29 protein-coding genes and 2 rRNA genes (1 of these 31 only partly in view) are annotated in these 25,025 nt (G+C 42.2%); 16 read left to right on the forward strand and 15 right to left on the reverse strand.

All coding sequences use genetic code 11. From position 1 onward, the window contains the following. Positions 1 to 34: 34 nt before the first annotated feature. The 4 genes from PBT90_RS14900 (at position 35) to hemE (ending at position 3,124) form a co-directional block, all read left to right on the forward strand. Positions 35 to 613 carry a hypothetical protein gene (locus PBT90_RS14900; RefSeq protein WP_264811377.1) on the forward strand — a complete coding sequence of 193 codons (579 nt, stop codon included), beginning with the start codon at positions 35 to 37 and terminating at the stop codon, positions 611 to 613. A gap of 121 nt (positions 614 to 734) precedes the next feature. Next, positions 735 to 1,250 carry a hypothetical protein gene (locus tag PBT90_RS14905; RefSeq protein ID WP_264811378.1) on the forward strand — a complete coding sequence of 172 codons (516 nt, stop codon included), beginning with the start codon at positions 735 to 737 and terminating at the stop codon, positions 1,248 to 1,250. An 80-nt stretch (positions 1,251 to 1,330) separates the two neighbouring features. Next, positions 1,331 to 1,858, forward strand: coding sequence for a hypothetical protein (locus PBT90_RS14910; protein WP_264811379.1), 528 nt, complete (start codon positions 1,331 to 1,333; stop codon positions 1,856 to 1,858). A 243-nt stretch (positions 1,859 to 2,101) separates the two neighbouring features. Next, a complete protein-coding gene (gene hemE / locus PBT90_RS14915) occupies positions 2,102 to 3,124 on the forward strand; it encodes a uroporphyrinogen decarboxylase (RefSeq protein WP_264811380.1) in 1,023 nt (340 codons plus the stop codon). Positions 3,125 to 3,147: 23 nt separating this feature from the next. Here the strand turns inward: hemE and PBT90_RS14920 are convergent, their stop codons facing one another. Further along, positions 3,148 to 3,960 carry an MOSC domain-containing protein gene (locus tag PBT90_RS14920; RefSeq protein WP_264811381.1) on the reverse strand — a complete coding sequence of 271 codons (813 nt, stop codon included), beginning with the start codon at positions 3,958 to 3,960 and terminating at the stop codon, positions 3,148 to 3,150. A gap of 436 nt (positions 3,961 to 4,396) precedes the next feature. Here PBT90_RS14920 and dnaK point away from each other — a divergent pair, with 436 nt between their 5' ends. Both dnaK and PBT90_RS14930 read left to right on the forward strand, forming a co-directional pair. Continuing rightward, a complete protein-coding gene (gene dnaK, locus PBT90_RS14925) occupies positions 4,397 to 6,325 on the forward strand; it encodes a molecular chaperone DnaK (RefSeq protein ID WP_264811382.1) in 1,929 nt (642 codons plus the stop codon). A gap of 127 nt (positions 6,326 to 6,452) precedes the next feature. Next, positions 6,453 to 6,827 carry a co-chaperone GroES gene (locus tag PBT90_RS14930; RefSeq protein WP_264811383.1) on the forward strand — a complete coding sequence of 125 codons (375 nt, stop codon included), beginning with the start codon at positions 6,453 to 6,455 and terminating at the stop codon, positions 6,825 to 6,827. A gap of 58 nt (positions 6,828 to 6,885) precedes the next feature. Here the strand turns inward: PBT90_RS14930 and PBT90_RS14935 are convergent, their stop codons facing one another. From PBT90_RS14935 to rocD, 6 genes are all read right to left on the reverse strand, one after another. Next, on the reverse strand, positions 6,886 to 7,170 hold the full coding sequence (locus tag PBT90_RS14935) for a hypothetical protein (protein WP_264811384.1): 285 nt from the start codon (positions 7,168 to 7,170) through the stop codon (positions 6,886 to 6,888). Positions 7,171 to 7,461: 291 nt separating this feature from the next. Continuing rightward, on the reverse strand, positions 7,462 to 8,643 hold the full coding sequence (locus tag PBT90_RS14940) for a porin (protein WP_264811385.1): 1,182 nt from the start codon (positions 8,641 to 8,643) through the stop codon (positions 7,462 to 7,464). Between the two features lie 96 nt (positions 8,644 to 8,739). Beyond that, positions 8,740 to 10,035, reverse strand: coding sequence for an ammonium transporter (locus PBT90_RS14945; protein WP_264811460.1), 1,296 nt, complete (start codon positions 10,033 to 10,035; stop codon positions 8,740 to 8,742). Positions 10,036 to 10,555: 520 nt separating this feature from the next. Then, entirely contained in the window at positions 10,556 to 11,527 is a 972-nt protein-coding gene (gene hemB / locus PBT90_RS14950; RefSeq protein WP_270129865.1) for a porphobilinogen synthase, read from the reverse strand. A 6-nt stretch (positions 11,528 to 11,533) separates the two neighbouring features. Beyond that, positions 11,534 to 12,184, reverse strand: coding sequence for an HAD family hydrolase (locus tag PBT90_RS14955; protein ID WP_264811387.1), 651 nt, complete (start codon positions 12,182 to 12,184; stop codon positions 11,534 to 11,536). 114 nt (positions 12,185 to 12,298) lie between these two features. After that, the gene (gene rocD, locus PBT90_RS14960; protein ID WP_264811388.1) at positions 12,299 to 13,534 is read right to left on the reverse strand and encodes an ornithine--oxo-acid transaminase; all 1,236 of its coding nucleotides are present in this window, start codon (positions 13,532 to 13,534) and stop codon (positions 12,299 to 12,301) included. A gap of 110 nt (positions 13,535 to 13,644) precedes the next feature. Between rocD and PBT90_RS14965 the strand changes: the two genes are divergently transcribed. The 9 genes from PBT90_RS14965 (at position 13,645) to PBT90_RS15005 (ending at position 17,613) form a co-directional block, all read left to right on the forward strand. After that, positions 13,645 to 13,767, forward strand: coding sequence for a DUF5522 domain-containing protein (locus PBT90_RS14965; RefSeq protein ID WP_264811462.1), 123 nt, complete (start codon positions 13,645 to 13,647; stop codon positions 13,765 to 13,767). A gap of 102 nt (positions 13,768 to 13,869) precedes the next feature. Beyond that, positions 13,870 to 14,112 (forward strand): 50S ribosomal protein L28, encoded by a 243-nt coding sequence (gene rpmB, locus PBT90_RS14970; protein ID WP_264811389.1) that lies wholly within the window; start codon positions 13,870 to 13,872, stop codon positions 14,110 to 14,112. A 31-nt stretch (positions 14,113 to 14,143) separates the two neighbouring features. Next, positions 14,144 to 14,326, forward strand: a complete 183-nt coding sequence (gene rpmG, locus PBT90_RS14975) for a 50S ribosomal protein L33 (protein ID WP_264811390.1) — start codon at positions 14,144 to 14,146, stop codon at positions 14,324 to 14,326. 38 nt (positions 14,327 to 14,364) lie between these two features. Then, positions 14,365 to 14,517, forward strand: a complete 153-nt coding sequence (locus PBT90_RS14980) for a DUF4295 domain-containing protein (RefSeq protein WP_264811391.1) — start codon at positions 14,365 to 14,367, stop codon at positions 14,515 to 14,517. 91 nt (positions 14,518 to 14,608) lie between these two features. Continuing rightward, on the forward strand, positions 14,609 to 15,565 hold the full coding sequence (gene ftsY / locus PBT90_RS14985; RefSeq protein ID WP_264811392.1) for a signal recognition particle-docking protein FtsY: 957 nt from the start codon (positions 14,609 to 14,611) through the stop codon (positions 15,563 to 15,565). A 120-nt stretch (positions 15,566 to 15,685) separates the two neighbouring features. Then, entirely contained in the window at positions 15,686 to 16,537 is an 852-nt protein-coding gene (locus PBT90_RS14990) for an SPFH domain-containing protein (RefSeq protein WP_270129869.1), read from the forward strand. 2 nt (positions 16,538 to 16,539) lie between these two features. Beyond that, the gene (locus tag PBT90_RS14995; RefSeq protein ID WP_264811394.1) at positions 16,540 to 17,028 is read left to right on the forward strand and encodes a hypothetical protein; all 489 of its coding nucleotides are present in this window, start codon (positions 16,540 to 16,542) and stop codon (positions 17,026 to 17,028) included. Positions 17,029 to 17,030: 2 nt separating this feature from the next. Beyond that, entirely contained in the window at positions 17,031 to 17,204 is a 174-nt protein-coding gene (locus PBT90_RS15000) for an Arc family DNA-binding protein (protein WP_264811395.1), read from the forward strand. Between the two features lie 64 nt (positions 17,205 to 17,268). Then, complete coding sequence (locus PBT90_RS15005; RefSeq protein ID WP_264811396.1) at positions 17,269 to 17,613, forward strand: hypothetical protein; 345 nt, start codon at positions 17,269 to 17,271, stop codon at positions 17,611 to 17,613. Here PBT90_RS15005 and PBT90_RS15010 read toward each other — a convergent pair. Beyond that, entirely contained in the window at positions 17,610 to 19,106 is a 1,497-nt protein-coding gene (locus PBT90_RS15010) for a TolC family protein (RefSeq protein WP_264811397.1), read from the reverse strand. The genes PBT90_RS15005 and PBT90_RS15010 overlap by 4 nt on opposite strands. Before the next feature lie 177 nt (positions 19,107 to 19,283). Here PBT90_RS15010 and PBT90_RS15015 point away from each other — a divergent pair, with 177 nt between their 5' ends. Next, the gene (locus PBT90_RS15015) at positions 19,284 to 20,048 is read left to right on the forward strand and encodes a class I SAM-dependent methyltransferase (protein WP_264811398.1); all 765 of its coding nucleotides are present in this window, start codon (positions 19,284 to 19,286) and stop codon (positions 20,046 to 20,048) included. Here the strand turns inward: PBT90_RS15015 and PBT90_RS15020 are convergent. The 7 genes from PBT90_RS15020 to PBT90_RS15050 form a co-directional block, all read right to left on the reverse strand. Then, positions 20,045 to 21,007 carry a glycosyltransferase gene (locus PBT90_RS15020; RefSeq protein ID WP_264811399.1) on the reverse strand — a complete coding sequence of 321 codons (963 nt, stop codon included), beginning with the start codon at positions 21,005 to 21,007 and terminating at the stop codon, positions 20,045 to 20,047. The two genes, PBT90_RS15015 and PBT90_RS15020, sit on opposite strands and share 4 nt — an antisense overlap. Next, complete coding sequence (locus tag PBT90_RS15025; protein ID WP_264811400.1) at positions 21,007 to 21,969, reverse strand: glycosyltransferase family 2 protein; 963 nt, start codon at positions 21,967 to 21,969, stop codon at positions 21,007 to 21,009. The genes PBT90_RS15020 and PBT90_RS15025 overlap by 1 nt, the downstream gene beginning before the upstream one ends. A 3-nt stretch (positions 21,970 to 21,972) precedes the next feature. Then, complete coding sequence (locus PBT90_RS15030) at positions 21,973 to 22,521, reverse strand: DUF4199 domain-containing protein (protein ID WP_264811401.1); 549 nt, start codon at positions 22,519 to 22,521, stop codon at positions 21,973 to 21,975. A 7-nt stretch (positions 22,522 to 22,528) separates the two neighbouring features. Next, positions 22,529 to 23,041, reverse strand: coding sequence for a DUF4199 domain-containing protein (locus tag PBT90_RS15035; protein ID WP_264811402.1), 513 nt, complete (start codon positions 23,039 to 23,041; stop codon positions 22,529 to 22,531). Continuing rightward, positions 23,034 to 24,278: a dihydroorotase gene (locus tag PBT90_RS15040; RefSeq protein ID WP_264811403.1), complete on the reverse strand. Its 1,245-nt coding sequence runs from the start codon at positions 24,276 to 24,278 to the stop codon at positions 23,034 to 23,036. Before PBT90_RS15040 ends, PBT90_RS15035 begins: the two co-directional genes overlap by 8 nt. A gap of 126 nt (positions 24,279 to 24,404) precedes the next feature. After that, a 5S ribosomal RNA gene (gene rrf / locus PBT90_RS15045) occupies positions 24,405 to 24,516 on the reverse strand. A gap of 128 nt (positions 24,517 to 24,644) precedes the next feature. Then, positions 24,645 to 25,025, reverse strand: a 23S ribosomal RNA gene (locus PBT90_RS15050); it runs 2,490 nt beyond the window's last position.

Consider the following 25,025-nt stretch of genomic DNA (forward strand, 5'->3'; position numbering starts at 1 on the left):
CAATCAAATACTATCATAATAAAACCAGATTAAAGTGAAGTACAGATTAATTCTACTCTTTGTTTGTTTACCATTCTTGAGTTTTGCGCAGGAAAGAGGCATAGGCATACGTCTAGGCGAACCTTTTTCAGTGACTTTCAAAGACTTCTTAGATGACAACATATCCATTGAAGGCATGATAGGCAGCGCAGGGGTAAATGGAGCCAGCTATTACCAAAAGGAATTCGAATCTAACCTCCCTACTTCAAATGCCTTTTACATTTCCCATACAGCCAAAAAAGGCATTTCCATCAATGTCAGAGCCGCATATCATGAGGATATTACAGATGTTTTCAATATAGAAAGCGGTTACATGTTGGCATATGGAGGGGCAGGCGTACAGTTTAGAAGTACCAAAGTCACCTACACATACACGGATGGACAGTCCTCCACCCAGGCTCAGGACAATAGAACTAATGGAGACTTTGGTCCCGAGGCATTTATAGGTGCAGAATACTATTTTGATGATGTACCTATCTCCGTATTTGGCGAAGCCGGATTTTTCCTTGAGCTAATCGACAGAATAGGCCATATCAAAGGTCAAGGCGGAATAGGTGTAAGGTATATTTTCTAGCCAAAAAACCGAACATCTCAAAGGCCGCACCTAATGTGATGATTTTAAGCTACCGGAGATCCCATCCCGTATCCCTAGCCACGGGGTAGCTTAAGGCCGTAAAAACCCAAACGATAAACAGATGAAAAAACGAGTACTTATTGCATCCGGTATCCTCGCGGGATTAGTAGTGGTGGGGTATTTGATTTTTGACTTCCTGGGCGGAAATAATCCGATAAAAATAGAGTTGATAGAAAGGCAACCGGAAACCCTCATCGGCAGAACATTCAGAGGAATCCCACGCGACGAACAACTGGCCGCTAACTTCCAGGAATTGGAGGTGCAGAAAAGTCTAAACCCAGGTAGCTACCTACATACTATCTACGAGATAGAGCCTGCCGGCAAGCATGATACCATGGTGGTTTTTGTGGGGATCAACAAACAGCTTCCTCTGGAGGATATGGAGACCCGTAAGTTTACCCAGTCCAAATACCTTTTGGCTACCATCCAAAGTAACCGCTGGGTAATGCCAAGCCCTGAAAGCATCAAAGAAAAACTACAGTCCTTTGCAGCGGAAAATGAACTGAAACTGAGCGGTATTTTCATTGATAGAATCATCTCAGCTAGTGAAGTGCAGGTGATAGCCCCTATCGAATAGTATTTGTTAAGGATAATTAACTAACCTATTTCTGGCACAATTCGTGAAAGCAGGTGTACCAACCTTAAAACACTATCACTATGAGAAAAATTACAGCAGTTTTAGCCTTGGTCGGTTTATTCACTTTCCAAGCCTGCGAAGGCCCGATGGGTCCAGAAGGTCCTCAGGGAATCCCGGGTGAAGATGGAGTGAATATTCTGGGCACCACCTATGAAGTAGAAATTGATTTTACTCCTGAAAACAACCACTCAGACCTCTTTCAGTTTCCTGCTGCCAATGTTGAAAGCGATGTAATACTGGTCTATCGCCTGGCAGGTGTAGATGATGGAAGGGATATTTGGACCATGCTACCTCAAAACTTCTTCTTCCAGGAAGGAGTGCTCATCTATAACTTCGATTTCACCTTGGATGATTTCTCCATTTTCATGGATGGGCCAATTGATTATGAGCTATTAGGTCCTGACTGGACAGATGGGCAGATTTTCAGAGTGGTGGTGGTCCCTTCGGATTTCCCTGCTGCTAGAATAGATTTCTCCGACTATGAGGCTACCATGAAAATGCTGGACATAGAAGATGCTGATTTCCTAAGATTAGATTCTTCAAAATAATAAACATTACCCTAAACCAACTGATTACCGCAAACTGGATCTGTGATTTGAACAGGTCCAGTTTTTTTTCTTAAAGTCTTTTGGCTTCCCGCAGATCAGCGCAGAAAAAGACGCTGATTTCACGCAGATCTCATTCGCAGGAGATGTTTCTTTCATACCCATTTGCGAAGCAATCGGGATCACGAGTATTTTTTATGTCCGTATTTTCCGAGCCAAAACTAATTTGACACTTATCTTTGCAGCATGCATTTGAAAAACGACCTCTTACTTCGCGCCGCAAAAGGCGAAGTTGTAGAAAGAACACCGGTATGGCTGATGCGTCAGGCCGGCCGCATCCTGCCCGAGTACCGCAAAGTCCGTGAAAGCGTCAGTGGCTTTATAGAGCTGGCGCAAACCCCCGAACTTGCTGCAGAAGTGACCATTCAGCCGGTTGACTTGCTGGGAGTAGATGCAGCAATTATTTTCTCAGACATCCTGGTAATACCCGAAGCTATGGGGCTTCCTTATGAAATGGTAGAAAAACGAGGCCCTCTATTTCCTGAAACCGTGAAGTCTGAGGCAGATCTGAAAAAACTGCATGTATCAGATGGATCTGAACTTAGATATGTAACCGATGCCATCTCCATCACCAAAAAAACACTGAATGGCAGAGTTCCTTTGATAGGCTTTGCCGGTGCCCCCTGGACCATTTTCTCCTACATGGTAGAAGGCCATGGAAGCAAAACTTTTTCAAAAGCCAGAGAAATGCTATATACCCAACCGGCATTTTCGCACCAACTGCTTCAGATGATCACTGAGAGCACGATCAACTATCTAAATGCCCAGATCGAAGCTGGAGCTCAATTAATTCAGGTTTTCGACAGTTGGGCCGGAATATTAGGACCAAAGCAATATTCAGAGTTCTCCCTGCCTTACATTGCCCAAATCTGTGATGCAATCACTTCCGTTCCTAAGACTGTTTTTGCCAAAGGCGCATTTTTCGCACGTGAGGAAATGAGCAAATTGAATTGCGAAACCATAGGATTGGACTGGAACATGGGAATTGCTGAATCCAGAAAGTTAATCGGAAAAGGCAAAACTTTGCAGGGAAATCTAGATCCAGCAGCACTTTATGGCTCAGAAGAGCAAGTGCGAAAGGCTACCGAGGCTATGATGGAAGAGTTTCGTGGCACACCTCATATCGCCAACCTTGGTCATGGAGTCTATCCGGACATAGACCCTGAGAAGGTGAAGGTATTTATACAAACTGTGAAAAACTTTAAATAAAAAAGGGGCCTCGGGCTCCTTTTTTATTTATAGGACATAGGTACGAGTTTATCCCCTACCTTTAACTCACCCGAGCTCAAAGCCAGCATATTCTGTCCGAAGAGAACTTTCTTACCCGTAGCCCTATAAGTAGCCAGGGTTTTTAAAGGCTCTTTACCTTTGACACCGGTCTCCTGCGCAATGGTGATCATCACACATCTTGCGCAGGGCTTCACCACCTGAAAGGTGACATCTCCAATCTGGATTTCATCCCATGTATCCTCCATAAATGGTTCCCCTCCGGAAAAAACAATATTTGGCCGAAAGCGATTCATTTCTATCTCTTCCTCCAGTCTTTGGTTCAGGTCATCTAGTGAATTTTGCCCGATCATTAAATAAGGCATCCCATCAGCAAAGCTTACAGCCTCCCCGTTTGGGGCATACTTGGGATCTACTTTCCTTACCGTAGATTCTGGCATTTTCACTAGTCTGACTTCTTTCCCCAATATCCGGCTAAACCAATCATCAGCTTGCTTACAGACCGTTTTGGCCAGCATCTCATCGTCCCAAACTTGTACAGCGAGTTCCTCACCCACCTGATCAAATGGAATGTGGATCTGATCTGTAGAATTAGAAACCGGAAAGACGGTTAACCCCTCACTTTCTAATCTGACGCGCAATAATGCTAAGCTAGCCGTAGTCCGCTGGGATAGAAATACACCCTTTTGATCTACTAGCATCCACCTTCTGTCATACTTAAAACCACGCTCCTCCACAGTAGCCTTAGCAAGTCTGATCCCTCCAAGCGACTTGATGGGATAGACGTAAATATCCTGAATGCTGAGTGAGTTTGTCATGCTCTAAAAATAGGGAGCTTAGCCGAAAAAACACTTTGATCTCAGGACAAATCAAAGTAATTGAATCAGCCCTTCGAAATATTTCCAGCAGGTGGGCACGATTTCCAATTCATTATTAAGCGTGAGTAGCGCAACCCCAAGCATAATAGCGCAGAGCCATCGGTATCTTTCTTTCATATTTCCCTTGAAAAAATTCTTCATTCTACACTATAGATGCATCAGGTCAGGAATAGGTTGCAAGAGCTGGCCATATTTCCCGAAAAAATGTCAACCCAAAAGGCAGGATTTCAGAATCCGTGACAATTCAGCGATCAGTGAAAGAAAATCCTGTCAAGTTTTCTGACAATGTGACACAAAAACAGCTGAATTCTCTGATGGCACATCCCTTGAAGAAAGGGAGATGTATCTATTCGAAATAACTTAAAATCATATAATCATGGGAAAAATTATCGGCATTGACTTGGGTACCACCAACTCCTGCGTAGCAGTAATGGAAGGTAACGAACCTGTAGTCATCCAAAACAGTGAAGGAAGAAGAACTACCCCTTCTATTGTAGCCTTCCTTGACAACGGAAACGGAGAAAGAAAAGTAGGTGACCCGGCTAAAAGACAGGCCATCACCAACCCAGCAAATACCATTTCATCTGTAAAGAGGTTTATGGGTAAAAAATTCTCTGAAATATCTGAAGAGAAAAAACACGCCTCATATAAAGTAGAAAAAGGAGCAAATGATACCGTAGCCATCAAAATCGGTGACAGATCTTACACTCCCCAGGAACTTTCTGCCATGATTCTTCAGAAAATGAAGAGTACTGCAGAAGATTTCGTAGGACAGGCAGTGACAGAAGCTGTGATCACTGTACCCGCATACTTTAATGACTCTGAGCGTCAAGCCACTAAAGAGGCCGGCCAAATCGCTGGCCTAGATGTTAAAAGAATCATCAATGAGCCTACCGCAGCAGCTTTGGCTTACGGTATGGACAAAAAAGATCAAGACATGAAGATCGCGGTGTATGACCTTGGTGGTGGTACATTTGATATCTCAGTTTTGGAACTTGGTGACGGAGTATTCGAAGTAAAATCCACCAATGGTGACGTGCACCTAGGAGGTGATGACTTCGATCAAGTGATCATCAACTGGCTCGCAGATGAGTTCAAAGGCGAGGAGCAGATTGACCTGAGACAAGACCCTATGGCGCTGCAGAGATTGAAGGAAGCAGCTGAAAAAGCAAAAATCGAACTTTCCAGCTCTTCATCTACAGAGATCAACCTTCCTTACATTACGGCTACTCAGTCAGGGCCAAAGCACTTGGTAAGAACCTTGAGCAGATCTAAGTTTGAGCAACTTTCTGAGGACTTGGTAAGAAGATCCATGGAGCCGTGTAAAAAAGCTTTGCAAGATGCAGGCCTTAGCCCTTCTGACATCGACGAAGTAATCTTGGTAGGTGGATCCACTAGAATACCGAAAATCCAGGAAGAAGTTGAGAAATTCTTTGGTAAGAAGCCTTCTAAAGGTGTAAACCCAGATGAGGTTGTAGCGATAGGAGCTGCCATCCAAGGTGGTGTATTGACCGGTGAGGTGAAGGACGTCCTTCTTTTGGACGTAACTCCGCTCTCTCTAGGTATAGAAACTATGGGTGGAGTATTCACTAAATTGATCGAGTCAAACACTACTATTCCTACTAAAAAGTCTGAGACTTTCTCTACAGCCGCGGATAACCAGCCGGCAGTAGATATCCATGTACTGCAAGGTGAAAGACCAATGGCAAAGGACAACAGAACGATTGGTAGATTCCAGCTTTCTGACATTCCACCAGCACAGAGAGGTGTTCCTCAAATCGAAGTTACATTTGACATCGATGCCAACGGTATCCTAAATGTATCCGCGAAGGACAAAGGAACTGGTAAAGAGCAGAAAATCAAGATTGAGGCATCTTCCGGGCTTTCACAGGAAGAAATCGACAGAATGAAGAAGGAGGCAGAAGCAAATGCTGCCACTGACAAAGCTGAAAAGGAGAAAATCGAAAAGCTAAACCAGGCAGACAGCCTAGTGTTCCAGACTGAAAAGCAGTTGAAAGAATACGGTGACAAGCTTTCCGAAGGAAATAAAACAGCTATCACTGAAGCGCTTGAAACCCTTAAAACAGCTCATCAGTCCCAAAACCTAGAAGGAATTGATTCCGCAATGGAAGGATTGAACAAAGCTTGGGAAGCTGCTTCCACTGAAATGTATAATGCTGCCGGCGCAGGACAAGGTGCTCCAGGAGCAGGTCCAGAAGCTGGAGCCAATGCAGGTGCAGAGGAGTCTGGCGATGGTGTGTCTGACGTGGACTATGAAGAAGTCAGCGAAGAAGACAAGAAATAAGTTGAATTAAACCAACTCAAACGGCATCTGTAGTAATACGGGTGCCGTTTTAATTTGCAAAGCCAAGGAAAAGGACAAAGTATCTGGATTCTTGGCTTTTCTTTCATCAACCAAGAAATCACCGGCAATGCAACTAACTGCAAATAACAAATTGAAAAACCTCATTGTGGTAGGTGACCGAGTTTTGATCCGATTAAAGAAGCCCAGTGAAAAGACAGGTTCAGGACTTTACCTTCCACCTGGAGTGCAGGAGAAAGAAAAAGTACAGCAGGGATACATCATCAAAACAGGACCTGGATATCCTATCCCTATGGCTTCAGAAGATCAGGAGCCTTGGCTAGAAAAAGAGGAGCAGGTTAAATATATCCCCTTGCAAGCCAAAGAAGGTGACTTAGCCATTTTCTTACTTTCTGGTGCTCACGAGGTGATTTATGAAAATGAAAAATACTTTATAGTCCCGCAAGCTTCCATCTTAATGCTGGAAAGAGAGCAAGACCTTTAAAACAATAAAGCCCGGAATAAATCCGGGCTTTTACATATTACGCATTTAAAGAATAGGATTAATCTTCCCACACTTTTTTATTCTTGGCTTTTGGACCTTTAAGAGGTTGTTCTCTTCTGACATACACCGTCTTGGTCTCTACTTTTTCTGACTCCCATACTTTCTTGTTTTTAGCTTCTGGGCCTTGAACGGCTGCAGGCTCAACCTTAAACTTGATGGGAGATGCATGTGCCACTCGCTCACTTGGAGTAGCGTTTTTTGCTTTAGGTCCTTTCAAAGTAGACTGGGAAAAGGCTACTGAAGCGGACAACATAACTGCGACTAATAAAACTGATTTCTTCATAACAAGTATATTTTAACACTCACATACCTATACTTGAGAGAAAAGAAAAGGTTACAAAAAATCAGTATTTAATTTCTATTAATTGACAAATGATAAAATTTAATTTTCCAAATTTACAAATAACTTATTTTATTCGGTGTTTTTTAAAACTTAAAAAATCAATTCATACAGACTTTTTGCTCAAAAAAGCTATCCTAGAAACTAGTTTTCACAAAAAAATATGCAACAAATAAAAAACCGGGCTGAAAATCAACCCGGCTTTTAAATTAACAATAGACCCTGTTTATATTTTTAGAAAGCAAAAACCGCTGCCAGCATAAAGGATGACAAATTTTTGCTTGCATTCATATCATTGTCTGTGAAGAATTCATCGCTCATAGCATCCATTCTTAACTCAGGAATTAAAGTCAGGTTTTTATGAACTCTTACGTTCCCTGAAAGCGTCGCAGCAAACACACTGCCATCACCTTCTGCATTCAATCCTACCACACCATCAAGACCACCATTGAATACACTGAAGTATTCTCCACGAAGACCAATTGAGAACATCTCCGAAGTAGTAGCCTGCAGATAGCCGGCAAATCCTAAAAATCCACCACCATCGCCACTGGCATCTTGAACAGATGAACCAGAATAAATTTCTCCAGCCGCAGTGGTGTTATAGGTAGTATTCAAACCAAGATAGATAGCATCCGAAACATCAAATCCAGCAGTCAAATCCACTTGAAAAGTTTGCCCGTTAGAATATTGATCCGTGATCAACGTGCCATCATCTTCAAGCTTACCATCCTGATCCCCATACACAAAGTTCAAATAAGCCCCTCCTGCATCTGTAGAATACCCTAACTGTGCACCTAAGGTGTAAGTACCAGCCAAATTGAACTCAGTCATATCTGTCGGATTCATCACTGCCGCCATCAAAGACCAGTTATCGGATAAGGCGAAATCAGCCTTCAGACCAGTGTGCGAAAACGGTCCATAAGAAAACATGTAAGAAGTAGAATAGTTAAAGTTGGCTGTTGGAGAGATCACTTCATAACCCAAAAAGGTATTGAAATTACCCATAGTCAAAGTCACAGCATCTGACACATTCCAGTAAACGTACAATTGGTTTACAATTTGAGAACTACCGGCCATTCCCCCTCCGTACATAGGAGATCCGAAAACCGCATCTTCTCCTCTAGGACCAAAGACCAAATCTGCCACAGCACCTACTTTTTCACCTTGATAGGTCGCGATGATATTGGCCATACCCAGAGAAAATCCCGGAAGATTAGCAAAGGAAGTTGCAGGAGCTTGGAAATTATCACCCTTATTCGGGCCGTTAAAGTTAGTTCTAAAATAAGCATCTACTGAACCTGAAAAAGTCAGTCTTGACGGCTCTTCTTCCTCAATAATAATCACTTCTTGAGCAAAGGCACTCACACTGCCAAAAACAAGCAATGCAATTAATAATAGTTGAATTTTTTTCATGATTTAATTAGGTATAGGTTTAAAATTGGTTTTAGTAATTAAAAACCCACCAGAGTATCTTCTACCGATACTCTGGTAGGAAAGAGCTGTAGAAGATTACTCGTCGTAAACAATGGTATAACCACGTATACCATGCTCATGAGAGTCAAGACCATTTCGTTCATGCTCCTCAGACACACGAATTCCTATAGTCTTTTTCAATACAAGAAATATGATAAAGGCAGCAGAGAAAGCTACCGCTCCGCAAATGGCCACCCCTATGAGCTGGGTAAAAAAGGTGTGATCAGGGTTGGTAGAGAAAATACCTACAGCCAAAGTACCCCAAACACCACAAGTCAAGTGTACAGACACAGCACCTACTACATCGTCTAAGTGAAGTTTATCCAGAAGTACAGCTGAGTACACTACTAATATACCAGCCACAAAACCCACAAATACAGCAGCTAAAGGATTGATCACGTCGGCCCCAGCGGTAATCCCCACCAAACCGGCTAGAATCCCATTCAAAACCATACCTAGATCCAATCGCTTAAATACAAGATTTCCGGCCAGGAAGCCACCCAGTCCGCCAGCGCAGGCAGCCAGTGAAGTAGTCACCAAAACAAAGGAAACAAGAGCCGGATCCGCAGAAAGCACTGAGCCCCCATTAAACCCAAACCAGCCTAACCAAAGCAGGAATACCCCGATTACCGCCAAAGGTACACTTGAGCCAGGCTTGTCTACAGTTTTACCATTGACATACTTTCCGATTCTAGGCCCTACCAGAATCACACCGGCCAACGCCCCCCAGCCACCTACGGAGTGTACCAAGGTACTTCCTGCAAAATCATAGAAGCCCATGGCGTCTAGAGCACCACCACCCCATTTCCAACTTCCGATCAACGGGTATACTATACCCACATAAATTAGCGTAAACACCAGGTAAGCCCACAACTTTACACGCTCAGCTATAGCTCCTGAAACTATTGTAGCTGCGGTAGCGGCAAACATGGCCTGAAACAGAAAGTCAGTCCAATAGGTATAGCCTCCATCTGCATAGCCTGTGGAGACGTCGGCATCTCCGGGAGAAAACCAAAACATACTCCAGCCAGCAGCATCAAACCCAAACCATCCTGGAGTCTCAAAGCCTGGATACATTAAATAGAATCCTACAAAAGCATAGGACAGAATACCCAAAATCGGAGTAATGGTGTTTTTAAACAAAATGTTGACAGTGTTCTTGGCTTGACCGAAACCAGCCTCAACACCGGCAAATCCCAAGTGCATAATAAAAACAAGTGCAGTAGACAACATCATCCAGACGTTGTTTGTAGTCATCAGATTTTGAGAAATCTGAGCTGATAGGTCCATAGTAGCGGCCGCATCTTGGGCCAACAGGGTTGCGAAATACATCATAGGTGAAACATAAATTTTTTATCGTTTAACAAAATTTACAATAGGTCTGATAGCTATTACTTGATCCGAATGTAATTATATTATTGATAAAAAAACAAATCCATTTTTGCGATTTTCACATTTTGATAGAGTTTTTAATGTCATTTTAGATCCATTTTTTGCATTTTCTACAAATTTTTAAGAAAAATAGGGTGTTTTTTAAACTTATTGATTCTAAAAATATTATTTGGTTCATATCTATAATATTCGCTGATCTATTCGATCCACAGCAGGCAACAAAACTCATGTCCCGAAATCAGGAGTGTAAAAAAATTATATTCTGATTTTTTGAATTTTTCCTATTTCGAAACAAATAGCAAAGAATTATGAAAAATATAAATTTTCAAAAAATTGATTTTATTACAGACTACCAATCAAAAAAATGCAATCAAATTTTAGAATTAGACCTTGAAAAAAACCTTGAAACAAAAAAAAGCCGGAATAAACCGGCTTTTTATGATAATACTGAGAGCAAATACTACCTACCCCATGTTTCCGCATATTCTTTGGCAAAATAGGTCAAAATCACCTTAGCCCCTGCTCTTTTGATACTGAGTAGAATTTCATGAACGGCCCGGTCGTTTTCTAACCATCCTTTCTCCACTGCTGCTTTCACCATACTATATTCCCCAGACACATTATACGCGGCGATAGGCAGCGGAAACTCCTGATCCAATACTCTTATCACATCCAGGTATGACAAAGCAGGCTTCACCATCAAAAAGTCAGCGCCTTCCTCTGTATCCAGATCAGCTTCAATAATTGCCTCCTGAATATTCGCCGGATTCATTTGATAGGTTTTCTTATCTCCAAACTTCGGAGCTGAATCCAACGCATCCCTAAAGGGCCCATAAAACGCACTGGCATATTTGGCCGTATAGGACATAATCGAAACATCTTGATGACCATACTCATCCAACTGGCTTCGGATATACCCCACTCTCCCGTCCATCATATCCGAAGGACCAATGATGTCCACACCGGCATCGGCCTGTGCCAAAGCCATCCTAGACAGGACTTCTAAAGTTTCATCGTTAATGATTTTACCATCCTTCACGATACCATCATGCCCATCACTGCTATAAGGATCCATCGCTACATCTGACATTAGACAGACCTCAGGAAACTCTTTCTTGATTGCCCGCAGGGCTTTGAGGTAAAACGTATCCGGATTATAACTTTCGCTGGCGACTGCATCCTTCAACTCTTCCGGATAAGCCGGAAACACATCAAAAGACATGATTCCAAGCTTCACACAGGCTTCCATTTCTTTCAGCATTTCGTCAATGGAAAACCTGTATATCCCAGGCATGGAGCTGACCTCTATTTTTTTGCGTTGTCCATCGATCAAAAACATAGGAAAAATAAGGTCTTTCACAGAAAGACTAGTCTCCTCCACTAAGTTCCTGATTGCTTCTGATTTTCTATTTCTTCTGGGTCTTCTTAGCATTTCTTGTTAGAATAAATTTCTGAGTTGATCCAAAACCAACCCTTCATAGTTTTTAATATACAAATCACAAGCTGGAAGTTCATCCTCAGTGTGGCTGGATAACACTCCCACCACTTTCATTCCGGCATTCAAACCAGCGCTTGCACCCGAATAGGAGTCCTCAAACACCACGCAGTTTTCAGGATCCACCCCTAACTTTGCAGCAGTTTTCAAATAAACCTCTGGATCTGGCTTATGCTTGGACACGTCTTCAGAAGCCAACTGAGACTGCATTTGCCCCCCTATTTTCAACGTGCCTATAATAAGATCAAGGTTGGCACGAGGCGCCGAGGTAGCCACGGCTGTAGCTAGCCCCTCCTTTTTGAGCAAGTCGAAAAACCCCATAAACCCATCTATTGCATTCACCTCAGATTTATAAATCTCCCTGAACAGACCTTCTTTCTCATCTTCGAGCTGCGCAAGCTCCTCTCCTTCTATTTTCCTACCTAGAAAGTGACTTAAAATGTAGCCATTATTTTTACCATACATATGCGCTGCATATTCCGCTTCTGAGGGATTGAGATTACGCTTCGCAAAAAACTGCTGGAAGGCAATAGAGTGAAAGGGATTGGTATGGCAGATCACGCCATCCATATCAAAAATTACAGCTTGTAACATGCGTTGTTTAGTTTTCTTTTTGAAAATGCAAAATTAAGCATAAGACACTAAAAAACCCTTCCAAGTTCCATGACTCAGAAGGGTTTCAATTATTTAACCGTACATTTTCCCCACCTAGTTAGAAAAAGCTGAAATGGTCTGCTCAATGATATCACAGCATTCATGAAGTTGCTCTTCGGTCATCACCAAAGGAGGCGCGAATCGAATAATATTTCCATGCGTAGGCTTTGCCAAAAGCCCATTCTCCTTCAAGGCCACGCAGATATCCCAGGCAGTACTGCTATCTTCGGTATCGTTGATCACCACAGCATTCAGCAAACCTTTTCCCCTCACCAGCCTCACTACATCGTACTTCTCTACCAGTTTCTGCATTCTCAGCCGAAACACCTCTCCTAACTTAGCGGCATTTTCTGCTAAGCGCTCATCTCTGACCACTTCCAGCGCAGCCATAGCCACTTTGGCCCCCAAGGGATTTCCCCCAAAAGTAGACCCGTGCTGGCCCGGCTTGATCACGTTCATAATATGGTCATCAGCCAATACTAAGGAAACAGGATAGAATCCACCAGACACTGCTTTACCCAAAATCAAGATGTCCGGCCGTACCTCTTCATGATCCACCGCGAGCAGGCGACCTGTTCTGGCGATTCCCGTCTGAATCTCATCCGCAATGAACAAAACGTTCTTTGCTTCACAGGCAGCTTTGGCTTCTTTTAGGTAATTTTCGCTAGGCACATATACCCCAGCTTCTCCCTGGATAGGCTCCACCAAAAAAGCAACCACATCCGGATCTTCCAGCACAGTCTTTAGTGCATATACATCATCATACGGGATTTTCACAAAACCCGCAGTGTACGGGCCAAAATTTTTGCGGGCATTCTCATCATTCGAAAAGGAAATAATAGTGGTAGTCCGGCCATGGAAATTATTCTCTGCGACTACGATTTTCGCACGGTTAGTATCTACACCCTTCTTTTCATACCCCCATTTTCTGGCAAGCTTGAGTGCAGTCTCCACTCCTTCCGCCCCGGTGTTCATTGGCAGCATCTTGTCAAATCCAAAATATTCAGAAATGTACTTTTCAAAAGGCCCCAAAATATCATTATGAAAAGCCCTGGAAGTCAAAGTCAATAAACCAGCTTGCTCTATCAGCGCATTTTTGATCCTGGGGTGACAGTGCCCCTGATTGACGGCCGAATAGGCAGACAAAAAATCGAAATAACGCTTTCCTTCCACATCCCAAAGATAAACGCCTTCCCCACGGGCGAGCACTACCGGCAAAGGATGATAGTTGTGCGCCCCGTATTGGTTTTCCAACTCGATTGCTTGGGCACTGGAACTAATTGTCTGCATGTTTTGTGTATTTTTGTATACTATATAATAAGGAATCGATTTGTTCAAATATAACAATTGACTCTGTCCGAACCATGAAAGAACGTAAGAAGCCGAGATCAAGTGCGGCAATGAGTGGAGATGATTACTATTTTATGGAAAATGGGCTGATGGTTTTCACAGAAAAATACCACTTAAAGCGGGGCTACTGCTGTGGAAATGGATGTAAGCACTGTCCTTATCCAAAACCTTGATACAAAAGGGAATATTTTTGAAAGGCATTGTTGTTAATTAGCAAAAAGTTCCGATATTTGCAGACTCATTACAGAAACGCATACAATTTTACTATAAATACCATGGCAAAAGTTTGTGACATTACCGGAAAAAGACCTCGAGTAGGTAACAACGTATCCCATGCAAACAATAAATCTAAGCGTAGATTCTACCCAAATCTTCATAAGAAGACATTCTACGTGCCAGAGGAAGATGCATGGATCACCTTGAAAGTTTGTTCTAAGGCATTGAAGACTATCAATAAGAACGGGATCACTGCAGTTTTGAAAAAGGCGCAGGATAACGGGATGATTGTAATCAGATAATCAAAGTCACGACCCTTAAATCAATTTAAAGATGGCTAAGAAAGGCAATAGAGTACAAGTGATTATGGAATGCACGGAGCATAAAGACTCTGGTATGCCAGGTACTTCAAGATACATCACTACAAAGAATAGAAAGAATACGACTGAAAGATTGGAATTGAAGAAATTCAACCCAATTTTGAAGAAAATGACTGTTCATAAAGAAATTAAGTAATTTAGCTCGGAATAACTTCCGCTTAAAACGACAAGACCATGGCTAAGAAAGTAGTAGCAACCCTGAAAAAAGAAGGTGGCGTGTCTTACGCCAAAGTAATCAAGGCAGTAAGATCTGAAAAAACCGGAGCTTACACCTTTAGAGAAGAGATGGTTCCTGCCCCAATGGTACAGGAAACTTTGAAAAAATAAGTTGCTTTCGCAACATTAAGGTATTCAAGTCCCTCTGTCCATCGGTCAGCAGGGACTTTTTCGTTATATTCCACTTTTAAAACTAACACACATGGGAATCTTTGGTTTCTTTTCGAAGGACAAAAAAGAAAGTCTTGATCAAGGCCTACAGAAATCAAGCGAAAATATATTCTCCAAACTCAGCAAAGCAGTAGTTGGAAAGTCTAAGGTAGATGATGAAGTCCTCGATGAACTCGAGGAAGTACTCATCACCTCAGACGTAGGAGTAGATACCACGATCAAGATCATTCAAAGGATAGAAGAAAGAGTAGCGCGTGACAAGTACGTCAATACTACCGAGCTGGATATCATCCTAAAAGAAGAAATCGCATCTTTGCTCAAAGAAAACAACTCCGAAGATCATTTGGATTTTGACCTACCTGAAGGCAAAAAACCATATGTTATCATGGTGGTAGGAGTGAATGGGGTGGGAAAAACAACTACCATAGGAAAACTGGCAAACATGTTCCAGTCTGCCGGGAAATCTGTAATCTTGGGCGCAGCCGATACTTTTAGAGCTGCAGCTGTTGACCAGCTTATTCTATGGGGAAAAAGGGTAAATGTACCCGTGATTTCTCATGGAATGAATACCGACCCAGCATCTGTAGCTTTTGATGCAGTAAAAAAGGGAGTGGACTCCAATGCTGACGTAGTTATCATCGATACAGCTGGCCGACTGCACACCAAAGTCAACTTGATGAATGAGCTGGGCAAAATAAAAAGGGTCATGCAGAAATTCATTCCTGACGCTCCCCACGAAATCCTACTTGTACTGGATGGATCTACAGGGCAAAACGCCTTTATCCAAGCAAAGGAATTCACGAAAGTGACCGAAATCACCTCTCTAGCTATCACCAAACTCGATGGAACTGCAAAAGGCGGAGTAGTCATCGGTATCTCAGACCAACTCAAAGTTCCTGTCAAATACATTGGTGTGGGTGAAAAAATGACAGACCTTCAGATCTTCAATAGAAAAGAATTTGTGGATTCGCTTTTCACCAAAAAATGAAAGTAAAACTGCCGATTTGCAATGCCGTGACCTGCATCACGGCATTTTTTTTTGCTCAAAGCAACAAAGTCAAATAAAATATCGTAAATTATATTGATATCATTTTAACATCATAATAATATGGAAAAGATCATTAAACCCATGTCAGGATACTTCATGATCCTGTTTGTACTAGGACTAATTGTTTTTGCAGTCGCACTTTTTATCAAACAACTACTGATACTAGTTGGTATTTTATCTGTGGTAACGGCATTGGTATGTGCTGCCGGCTTTTTCATTGTAGAACCCAACAAAGCTATGGTGTTGTTGCTTTTTGGAGATTACAAAGGAAGTGTAAAGGCCAATGGCTTTTATTGGGTGAACCCCTTTATGACCAAGAAGAAGATCTCACTACGAGTAAGAAACTTTGAAAACAAGCCAGTCAAGGTGAATGACAAAATCGGTAATCCTGTTCTCATTGGCACTATAGTAGTTTGGCAGGTAGAAGATACATTCAAGGCTACCTTTGACGTGGATGACTACGAAAATTTTGTTCACCTGCAGTCGGATGCTGCTATCAGAAAAATGACAGGTTTATACCCCTATGACAATTTTGAAGATGAGGAAGCCGAAATCACGTTACGTTCTGGAGTTGAAGACGTCAATCATTCGCTAGAGCAAGAAATCAGCGAACGTCTCCATCATGCCGGGATTAAAGTCATAGAAGCCAGAATTTCGCACTTGGCCTATTCTTCTGAAATAGCTTCTGCTATGCTCCAAAGACAACAGGCAACTGCTATAGTAGCCGCAAGGCAGAAAATCGTAGAAGGAGCCGTCGGAATGGTGGATATGGCGCTGGAAGACCTCAAAATCAAAGGTATCGTAGATTTCGATGAAGAGAAAAAAGCAGTGATGGTCTCAAACCTTATGGTCGTCCTCTGCTCGGACAAGAGTGCCAGCCCTGTACTGAACGTAGGAACACTCAATCAATAAACATGGCAAACAGAGTCTTTAAAGAAAGCCAAAGCTATGCAGGTACCTGGGTGATGTACTTTATCCTACTAGTAGAAGCCCCGACGCTGATCTTACTAGTGGTTTTGTATTTCACCAGTGAAGAAAAACAGGAGATGGCAATAGCTCTTGGCGTAGTTTTGGGGGCAATGGCTCTCACATTGTCGTTGATTTTCAATATTAAATTGGAGACAAGGATAGATAATCAAGGAATCTCTTTTCGCTACATGCCATTTATTAGAAAGTGGCGGAAATACAGCAGAGCCCAGGTCAAGCGCTGGGAAGTGTCCGAATATCAACCCATCATGGACTATGGAGGATGGGGGTTAAAAGGGAATAAAACAACCAAGGCATACACGGTCTTGGGGACTGAAGGCCTACTTTTGGATGTAGGCGAAAAGAAAAAAATAAGAATAGGAACTATGAAAGCCAAGGAGATGCAGGCATTCATGGAAAATTGGATGGAGGAATAATTATGCCTAAAAAGAAAGCATTTGCGCTGCGGCTGGATGAAAATATGATGAAGGCACTGGAAAAATGGGCTGCTGATGAATTTCGCAGCACCAATGGACAGCTGGAGTGGATCATCCGGGAAGCTTTAAAAAAGTCAGGCAGACTTCCCAAGCACAATCCCGACAAAACGGAATAATCTCTGTATCAACTGGACTCAAGTATTAAATTTCATACCTTTATAGAATAAACCACTAAAAATTATGAAAAAATTAATCTTAGCAGTTTTCCTCCTTTGCGGTATTGCCTATCTCTCACCTTCTGAAGCCCTTGCGCAAGAAGTAATCAACACTGAGGTGGATATCAAAACTCAAGAAAAGGTTGAAAAATCAAAAGAGAAGCTGGAGAAGTATAAGTCCAAGCGTCAAAAGGAAATCGAGAAGCATGACAAAATGAGAGCGAAATTCGATAGCGACAACGCATCTGGCAAACTCTCTCCAAATGATGTAGAAAAGATGACCAAAAAGCTAAATAAGCAAACTAAGTCCATCGAAAAGCTAGACAAGAAAATTGCTAAGCTAGAAGAGTATATCGCTGAAAACTCCTAGTCAGCTTCTTCAGGAATATAGAGCAATTGCTCATTTTCAAAATCATAAAGCGTAAGTGATCTCAGCTCGTAATAAGCCACCCAATAATCTCTAAGCGAGGAATAAAAGGCGCGTTTGTTCGCGTCTTTTTCATTTTGGGCAATATTCAGATTGGTTATAGTCACATTCCCTGTTTGATAGCGCTGCAGTGCTATATCATACCTCCGCTGGGCGACATCTGCAGAAACCTGCGTCACATTTAACCGGTCTTTGATCATCAGAAAGTTCTTCACTTTCGTAAATATTTCCTGTTCAAAAGTTATCCTTTCCTGCTCCACGGTGTAGTTTATTAATTCTTGATTGGCCATAGCTTGGGACATTCTGGCCTTGTTCCTACCCCAGTCCAATATTGGAACTGAAAGCCCCAGACTTACCAAAGCCTGCGTATTTGGATTATTGTAAATATCAGTGAAATTAAAAGCGGCATTGTTATACCCATAACTCGCATTCAATTGTGCCTGAAAACGTTGCCCTCTTGCCTGGGCCACATTCGCTTCAGCTTCAATTTTTTGCCGATCAAATGTCACCACTTCGGAGCGATTCTGAAAAGCCAGCTGGATCGCTTGCTCTACATCCACTTCTAAGTCAGGAATATCTGTTGGTGACAATAAGTTAAGCCTTGAGGATTGATTCAGTCCAATAAATGAATTCATCGTAAAGGCTGCATTTTCCAATGCCAACTGCGCCTCTGCCATTTCCTGCTGCGCAGTAAGCACCTGCAGTTCTACTTGAAGAAGGTCATCCTCAGGTGTCACTCCTATTTCATTTCTCTTCTTTTCTACCTCAAAAATATCCTTGGTATTCTTAAGATTGACAGAAGCGATATCATAATTTACTTGTGCGATCAGATAATCAAAGTACATCTGCGTAACGTAGATGGATAGCTCTTCCATTTCCTGTACGTACTCGCGCTTACTTTCCTCATAAAGCAGGGGTTCGATTTTCTTATCCCATTTGTATGGATTGTAGGCAAAAAGGGGCTGTTGCAGGGCCACATTCACTGGAACCCCGGAGTACCTGGTCTGAGGATCACCGGGATTGGCCAGGAAATTATCAAATCTATTCGTGGAAGTATTCACCGAAACCACGCCTCCTGTAGGGGCAATCACCTGCTCTAACCCCAGACCTACATCCATCAGGTTTTGCTTCACTTCTATGAATTCTATAGAACCGTCCGGCTGGGTAATGTTATTAAACTCTTGATAAAACTGCGGAATGGTACCGGTAAGCCGGAGTTGCGGATTATAATTTGACCTGAACAGCCGGTACTGCCAATACCGGTTTTCTCTTCTTGTCTTGGCTCGTAGGGCAGCCGGGGAGCGATCTTTAGCTCTTTGCACCATTTCCTGTAAGGAGTAGGTAGGGATTTCCTGGGCATTCATTTCAAGGCTGATTACCATGGCCATGCTAAAAATCAAAAAAGACTTTAAAAATAGCAGCTTGCTAATATTCATGATTGGTTGAATTAAAATTTATAAAACCTACTGATGAACTAAAATAGTGATTGATTCTGCACTTTCAAGTGAACTATTGCATTTGTAATCCTAAAAAATCTAAAAATGGAAAAGATTCTAATATCCTCGCTCCATTTTGCGCCTTTACTTAACTTGCACCTCGATTAAAAACCACCCATGAAGTCAATTATTAGTTTTGTTATTCGCTTTGTGCCTCGTCCACTTTTGCAACGGGTAAGTCCATTGGTGATGAAGGTCTTTTCGAAGCTAAACTCCGGAGACCAGGTAAAATGCCCTGTCTGCAATCACTCTTACAGAAAATTTCTTCCTTATGGGAGAATTGCCCGGGAAAACGCCCTGTGTCCTAGCTGCCTATCTTTGGAACGCCATCGGCTAATGTGGCTCTTCCTTCAAGAAAAAACCAACTTTTTCACAGCTCCACTGCGAGTATTGCATGTGGCACCAGAGCATTGTTTTATAGAGAGGTTTGAAGCTTTGGGCAATCTAGAGTACATCACAGCAGATATAGAGTCGCCCTTAGCGAAGGTAAAGATGGATGTTCACGAGATCCCCTTTCCTGAAAACAGTTTTGATGTCATCTTTTGTAATCATGTATTAGAACACGTACAAGATGATTTAAAAGCCTGTGCAGAATTTAATAGAGTTTTAAGGCCTGAGGGGTGGGGAATCCTGCAGTCCCCCGTATACCCCATGGAAAAGACCTTAGAAGACGATAGCATCACCGACCCGGCAGAACGGGAACGCATATTCGGGCAGCGTGATCATGTGAGAAAGTTTGGAAAAGACTATGCTACCCGTCTTAGAAAATCCGGATTGCAAATCGAAGAAAATCGCTTCGTGAAGGAACTTCAAGCAAATTTGGTTGAGCAATATGCACTTCCAATAGAGGAGGTGATATTTGTTTGTAGAAAAGGATATTAGCCTTTGAAGGTTTTCCTCACCCACTCATATGGCAGCCCTAAGCCATAGGAGCAAAGCTGAACCACTGATGTCAACCAGCTCATCAATCCTACCTTGATGGATTTATTTTCAGTTATTGATGAAAAAACAAGCATCACTGACCATAGAAAAAAGATCTGAATTTCTATTCTGAATAAAATGGTGGCTGAGAAGCTCATCAAGAGCATACTAAGGCAAAACAGCATAAAAGCAGTAGGAAGGAGGTGGACTGCTTTGATAGCTTCTGGATGATACCTGGATACATTGACCCTGTTTCTACCAAATGAAAAAGCTTGACTAGCAAATGAAGTCAGGGTATTTTTCCTTTTGTGATAGACATAAGCTTCCTGAACTAATTCAAGCTTAAACCCGGCCTTTTTGATGCGGATACTCCACTCTATATCCTCACCTTGGTTTGCATCTACAAAACCCCCAGTCTCTTCAAACACTTCCCTGCTGACTCCCATATTGAAACCTCTGGCTTGATACTTCCCAGGGTCAGAAAGATTCCCTCGTATTCCACCGGTAGTCCAAAATGATGTCATGGCAAAATCCATAGCTTTCTGCAAAGTAGAAAAATCTTCAGCAGCTGCATCAGGACCGCCAAAAGCATCCAGCCCCCTAGTACGAATCGCCTCAAAAAGGACTTTCAGATAGTCTGGAGGCAGAATCACATCAGAATCCAAGATGACAAAAAAATCACCTGTTGCCTTCGTCATACCATGGTTGCGGGCAAAGCCCTGACCGGTATTTTCTTGTGTTAGATATTGGCAGGAAAAAGAGGAGTTAAAACTTGCGATCACAGCTTTAGAATCAACCTGGGATCCATCCTCGATGACTATAACTTCAAAATCAGTATGGGACTGAAGCCTGATGCTGTTCAGTAATTCATGCAGCTCTTCAGGTCTATTGTAAACTGGGATGATGATCGAAAAGAACATCAATAATCAAAATTTAACTCTTCGTCAATTTTATATTCCGTCTCCTTAGTTTGGCTGGAGGTCATGAGCTCTGCTATAAAACCAGTCACGAAAAGCTGAACCCCAATAATCAAGGCCACTAGTGCCAAGAAAAACAAAGGTTGGTCCGTAATCTCACGTACTTTTAATCCTTTACTTAAGCCATATATTTTCTCGAAAATTAGCCAGCAGGTAATCATAAAACCACCCAAGAAGGACAAGCTCCCAAGAAGTCCGAAAAAATGCATAGGCTTTTTTTTGTAGCGATGCACAAATGAAACGGAAATCAAATCCAAAAAGCCATTCAGAAAACGCTCTAATCCAAACTTAGAATAGCCGTATTTCCTCGCTTGGTGCTGAACTACCTTCTCCCCTATTTTCCCAAAACCGTTCCATTTAGCCAGTAAGGGAATATAACGGTGCATTTCTCCGTAAATACTGATGTTCTTAACCACTTTTTTACGGTAGGCTTTAAGACCACAATTAAAATCATGAAGTTTTATCCCGGATATCCACCGGGTGACACCATTGAAAAATCTAGAGGGAATAGTCTTCCCTATAGGATCATGTCGCTCCTTTTTCCACCCAGAAACCACATCGAATTTCCCTTCTTGGATCATCACAAATAATCCGGGGATTTCATCTGGACTATCCTGCAGGTCTGCATCCATGGTAATAACCACGTCACCAGCCGCTCTTTTAAACCCAGCATCCATAGCTGCCGATTTTCCATAATTCCGGGTAAAATTGATGCCTTTAACTGAAGAAAACTCCTTATTAAGCGCTACGATGTGTTCCCAGGAATTATCTGTACTACCGTCATTGATGAAAATCACTTCATAAGAAAAGCCGTGATCATTCATGACACGGCTAATCCAATGCGTTAATTCAGACAGAGACTCCTCCTCATTAAATACAGGAACTACAACTGAAATTTGGGTCATAATTTAATAATCGAGAGACTTGTCTCTCTTCTTTAGGATTGCTCCCAAAATTAAAGCAATAATCGCATAGACAATCAAGCTGATGCCAAAACCTTTCAATTGACCACCGATAGTAAAGCCATCCATAGTACTTTTCTTGATTTCTTCCAATTGCTCAGGAGGTAAGGAGTCAGCTGAAGCGCCAAATTTCTCCATCATTTCTATGGTAGTATTGAAAGATTCATCCGCCAAAACTTGGGGAAGTGAAGGATCAATCACTTGAAAAAGCAAAATTGAGCCAAGTGTGGATATCAACCCAGAAATTACCATAGTAATAAAGCTGAAGTTGAATGCGGTCCCAAAGCTCATAAATCCACCTAGTTCAGTTCTATACTGCTTACCAAAGTAAATTATTAGCACAAAGAAAATAGCCAAAGCCACCAGCCCAAACCAGCCAGAAGCTAGTAGGCTACTGTTGATAAAATAAGCTATAAAAGTAATGGCTAGCGAAACCAGACCGATGGTTAAGCCCGGTTTTACCGCTGCTTGAAAGGGAGATTGTTGCTCTTCCATAGTTGAGTTAGTTAGGATTTTTCCTTAAAATAATTGAAATAATAATAGTAAAAAACAGTCCGGGAATGATTTTCCAGATTGCATCATTAAAACCTATGTCCCATTGAGATAGATTGGACAGACTTTTTAGCGTCATATCATAAGATTCTACCCCTAGTTGGGAGACAATACTATCTTTATTATTGGACAGTACATCAAGTTTAGAGGTCTTAATTTCTTGAAATAAATCCGGCCAAAACATAAGCGTTAGCCAGATCCCCGCACAGCTAATCGAGGCTAACACCATATAGCAGACAAATCCCACTGACATGCCTTCGGCAAAAGAGAGATAACCTGCGTTTGCATATTCCTTGAAGATTTTTATAGCGATAAAAATAGAAATTGGCGTAATGACATATCCAAACACCAAATTCAGATTAGTAGCATCCCCATAGATTAGTGACAACACTATAAATGAAACCACACTTAATGCACCACCCAAAATCCCAAATCTATAGGCCGAAGTAAAATATTTAGACATCAATTTCTATTAATTGGCCCTTTTGGACTACGTATTTTACCTGACCGCATAAAGTCTGCCCAAACCAGGGAGAATTAGAAGACAAAGACTTATTCGAAGAATGATCATAATTCCATTCTGCTTTAGGGTCAAATAAAGTCCAACTTTCCTTCAATTGTTGAGGAATGATAGAAGACGCCTCTTGGGTGATTTTACTAATCAGCAAAGGCCAGCCTAACTCCTTTTCTAACTTGACCATAGCTGGAAGGAAAGTTTGCAAACCTGCCATACCAAAATTAGCCAAATCGAATTCCATAAATTTAGAGTCAAGGTCTTGTGGGGAATGGTTAGATACAATAGCATCGATGGTGCCATCCTTAAGCCCTTGGAGCAAAGCCTGTCTATCAGATTCAGTTCGAAATGGGGGCATAACCTTTAGATTGGTATCAAAATCTACCAAGTCCATATCCGTGAATAAGAGTTGATAAATGGAAACATCCGCAGTGACTTGAAGTCCTTGCTTTTTTGCCGCTCTGATCAACTCCACACTTTTTTTGGTATTGATGGTCTGAAAATGTGCTTTCCCACCGGCATAATTTATAATTTCCAAATTTCGTTGTATAGCAACGTCATCCGCGAGATTAGGGATCCCTTTTACGCCTATTTTTGTAGAAACCTCCCCCTCATTCATGTGACCAAATATGGCCAGCAGAGGATCATAGGAATGATCAAACAATACGCCATCGAAGCGTTGCAAATATTGCAAAGCCTTCATGTATCGATCAGCATTAGCTAGGGTTTTCCTACCTTCTCCAAATACAGTAACCTCACTCTGATAGTGGACATCAAGCATTTCGGTAAAATCTTCACCGGAGACATCCTTGGTAACAGCTCCTTGAATAATAAATTCAGGGGTAAATTTCCTAGCCCTGTTCAACACAAAATCAACATCAGATTTAGATTGCAAAACTGGATCCGTATTCGGCAATATCACAGCGGCAGCAAAGCCACTTGCAGTTAAGGAGTCTGCAAGAGTTTCCACAGATTCTTTATACTCATAACCTGGTTCTCCTAGCCCGCATCTCAAATCTACCCAACCTTTAGAAATCAGCCATCCTGAGGCATCAATTTCCCTTTCATAAACAGTGGAATTACCGGACTCCACGAGCTGCATCTCTCCCTGATCAAAAACAAAATCTTTTGGCTCTTGCAAACCTTCAGAATCAACAAAACGGAGACCTTTAAATAGAATCGACATTCATTTGGACTTTGATGCAAAACTGCAACAATATTCTAAAAATGAAAAGGCTTAAATGAAAATGTAATAAAAGAGGGAGGCCAGAAAGCAAAAAAGCCTTCCGTTTTCACGGAAGGCTTAATAATAATGTGGCGGCGACCTACTCTCCCGGGTGTAACCCCAGTACCATCGGCGCGGCAGGGCTTAACTTCTCTGTTCGGGATGGGAAGAGGTGGGACCCCTGCGCTAGGCCGCCTAAATTGGAAGACTCAAGTAGCCAGTATCAAGCAGCAAGATCTCTTTCGTATCTCAACCAATCTCCTGTCTAGCGTCTATTGTCTAATATCTTAAGTCAATAACATGTCTTGGCAGAAACTGTAACAAACCGGGAATAAGCTTTCGGGCAATTAGTACTACTCAGCTATGACATTACTGCCTTTACACCTGTAGCCTATCGACGTCATCGTCTCTGACGGCCCTGTTTGGAAGTCTCATCTTGAGGGGAGTTTCGCACTTAGATGCTTTCAGCGCTTATCTCTTCCCGACGTAGCTACCCGGCAATGCAATTGGCATCACAACCGGTACACCAGCGGTCAGTCCAACCCGGTCCTCTCGTACTAAGGTCAGGTCCTCGCAAACTTCCCACGCCCGCAACAGATAGGGACCGAACTGTCTCACGACGTTCTGAACCCAGCTCGCGTGCCACTTTAATGGGCGAACAGCCCAACCCTTGGGACCTTCTTCAGCCCCAGGATGTGACGAGCCGAC

It is taken from the genome of Algoriphagus sp. TR-M9 (assembly GCF_027594545.1).
Classification (GTDB): Bacteria; Bacteroidota; Bacteroidia; order Cytophagales; family Cyclobacteriaceae; genus Algoriphagus; species Algoriphagus halophytocola.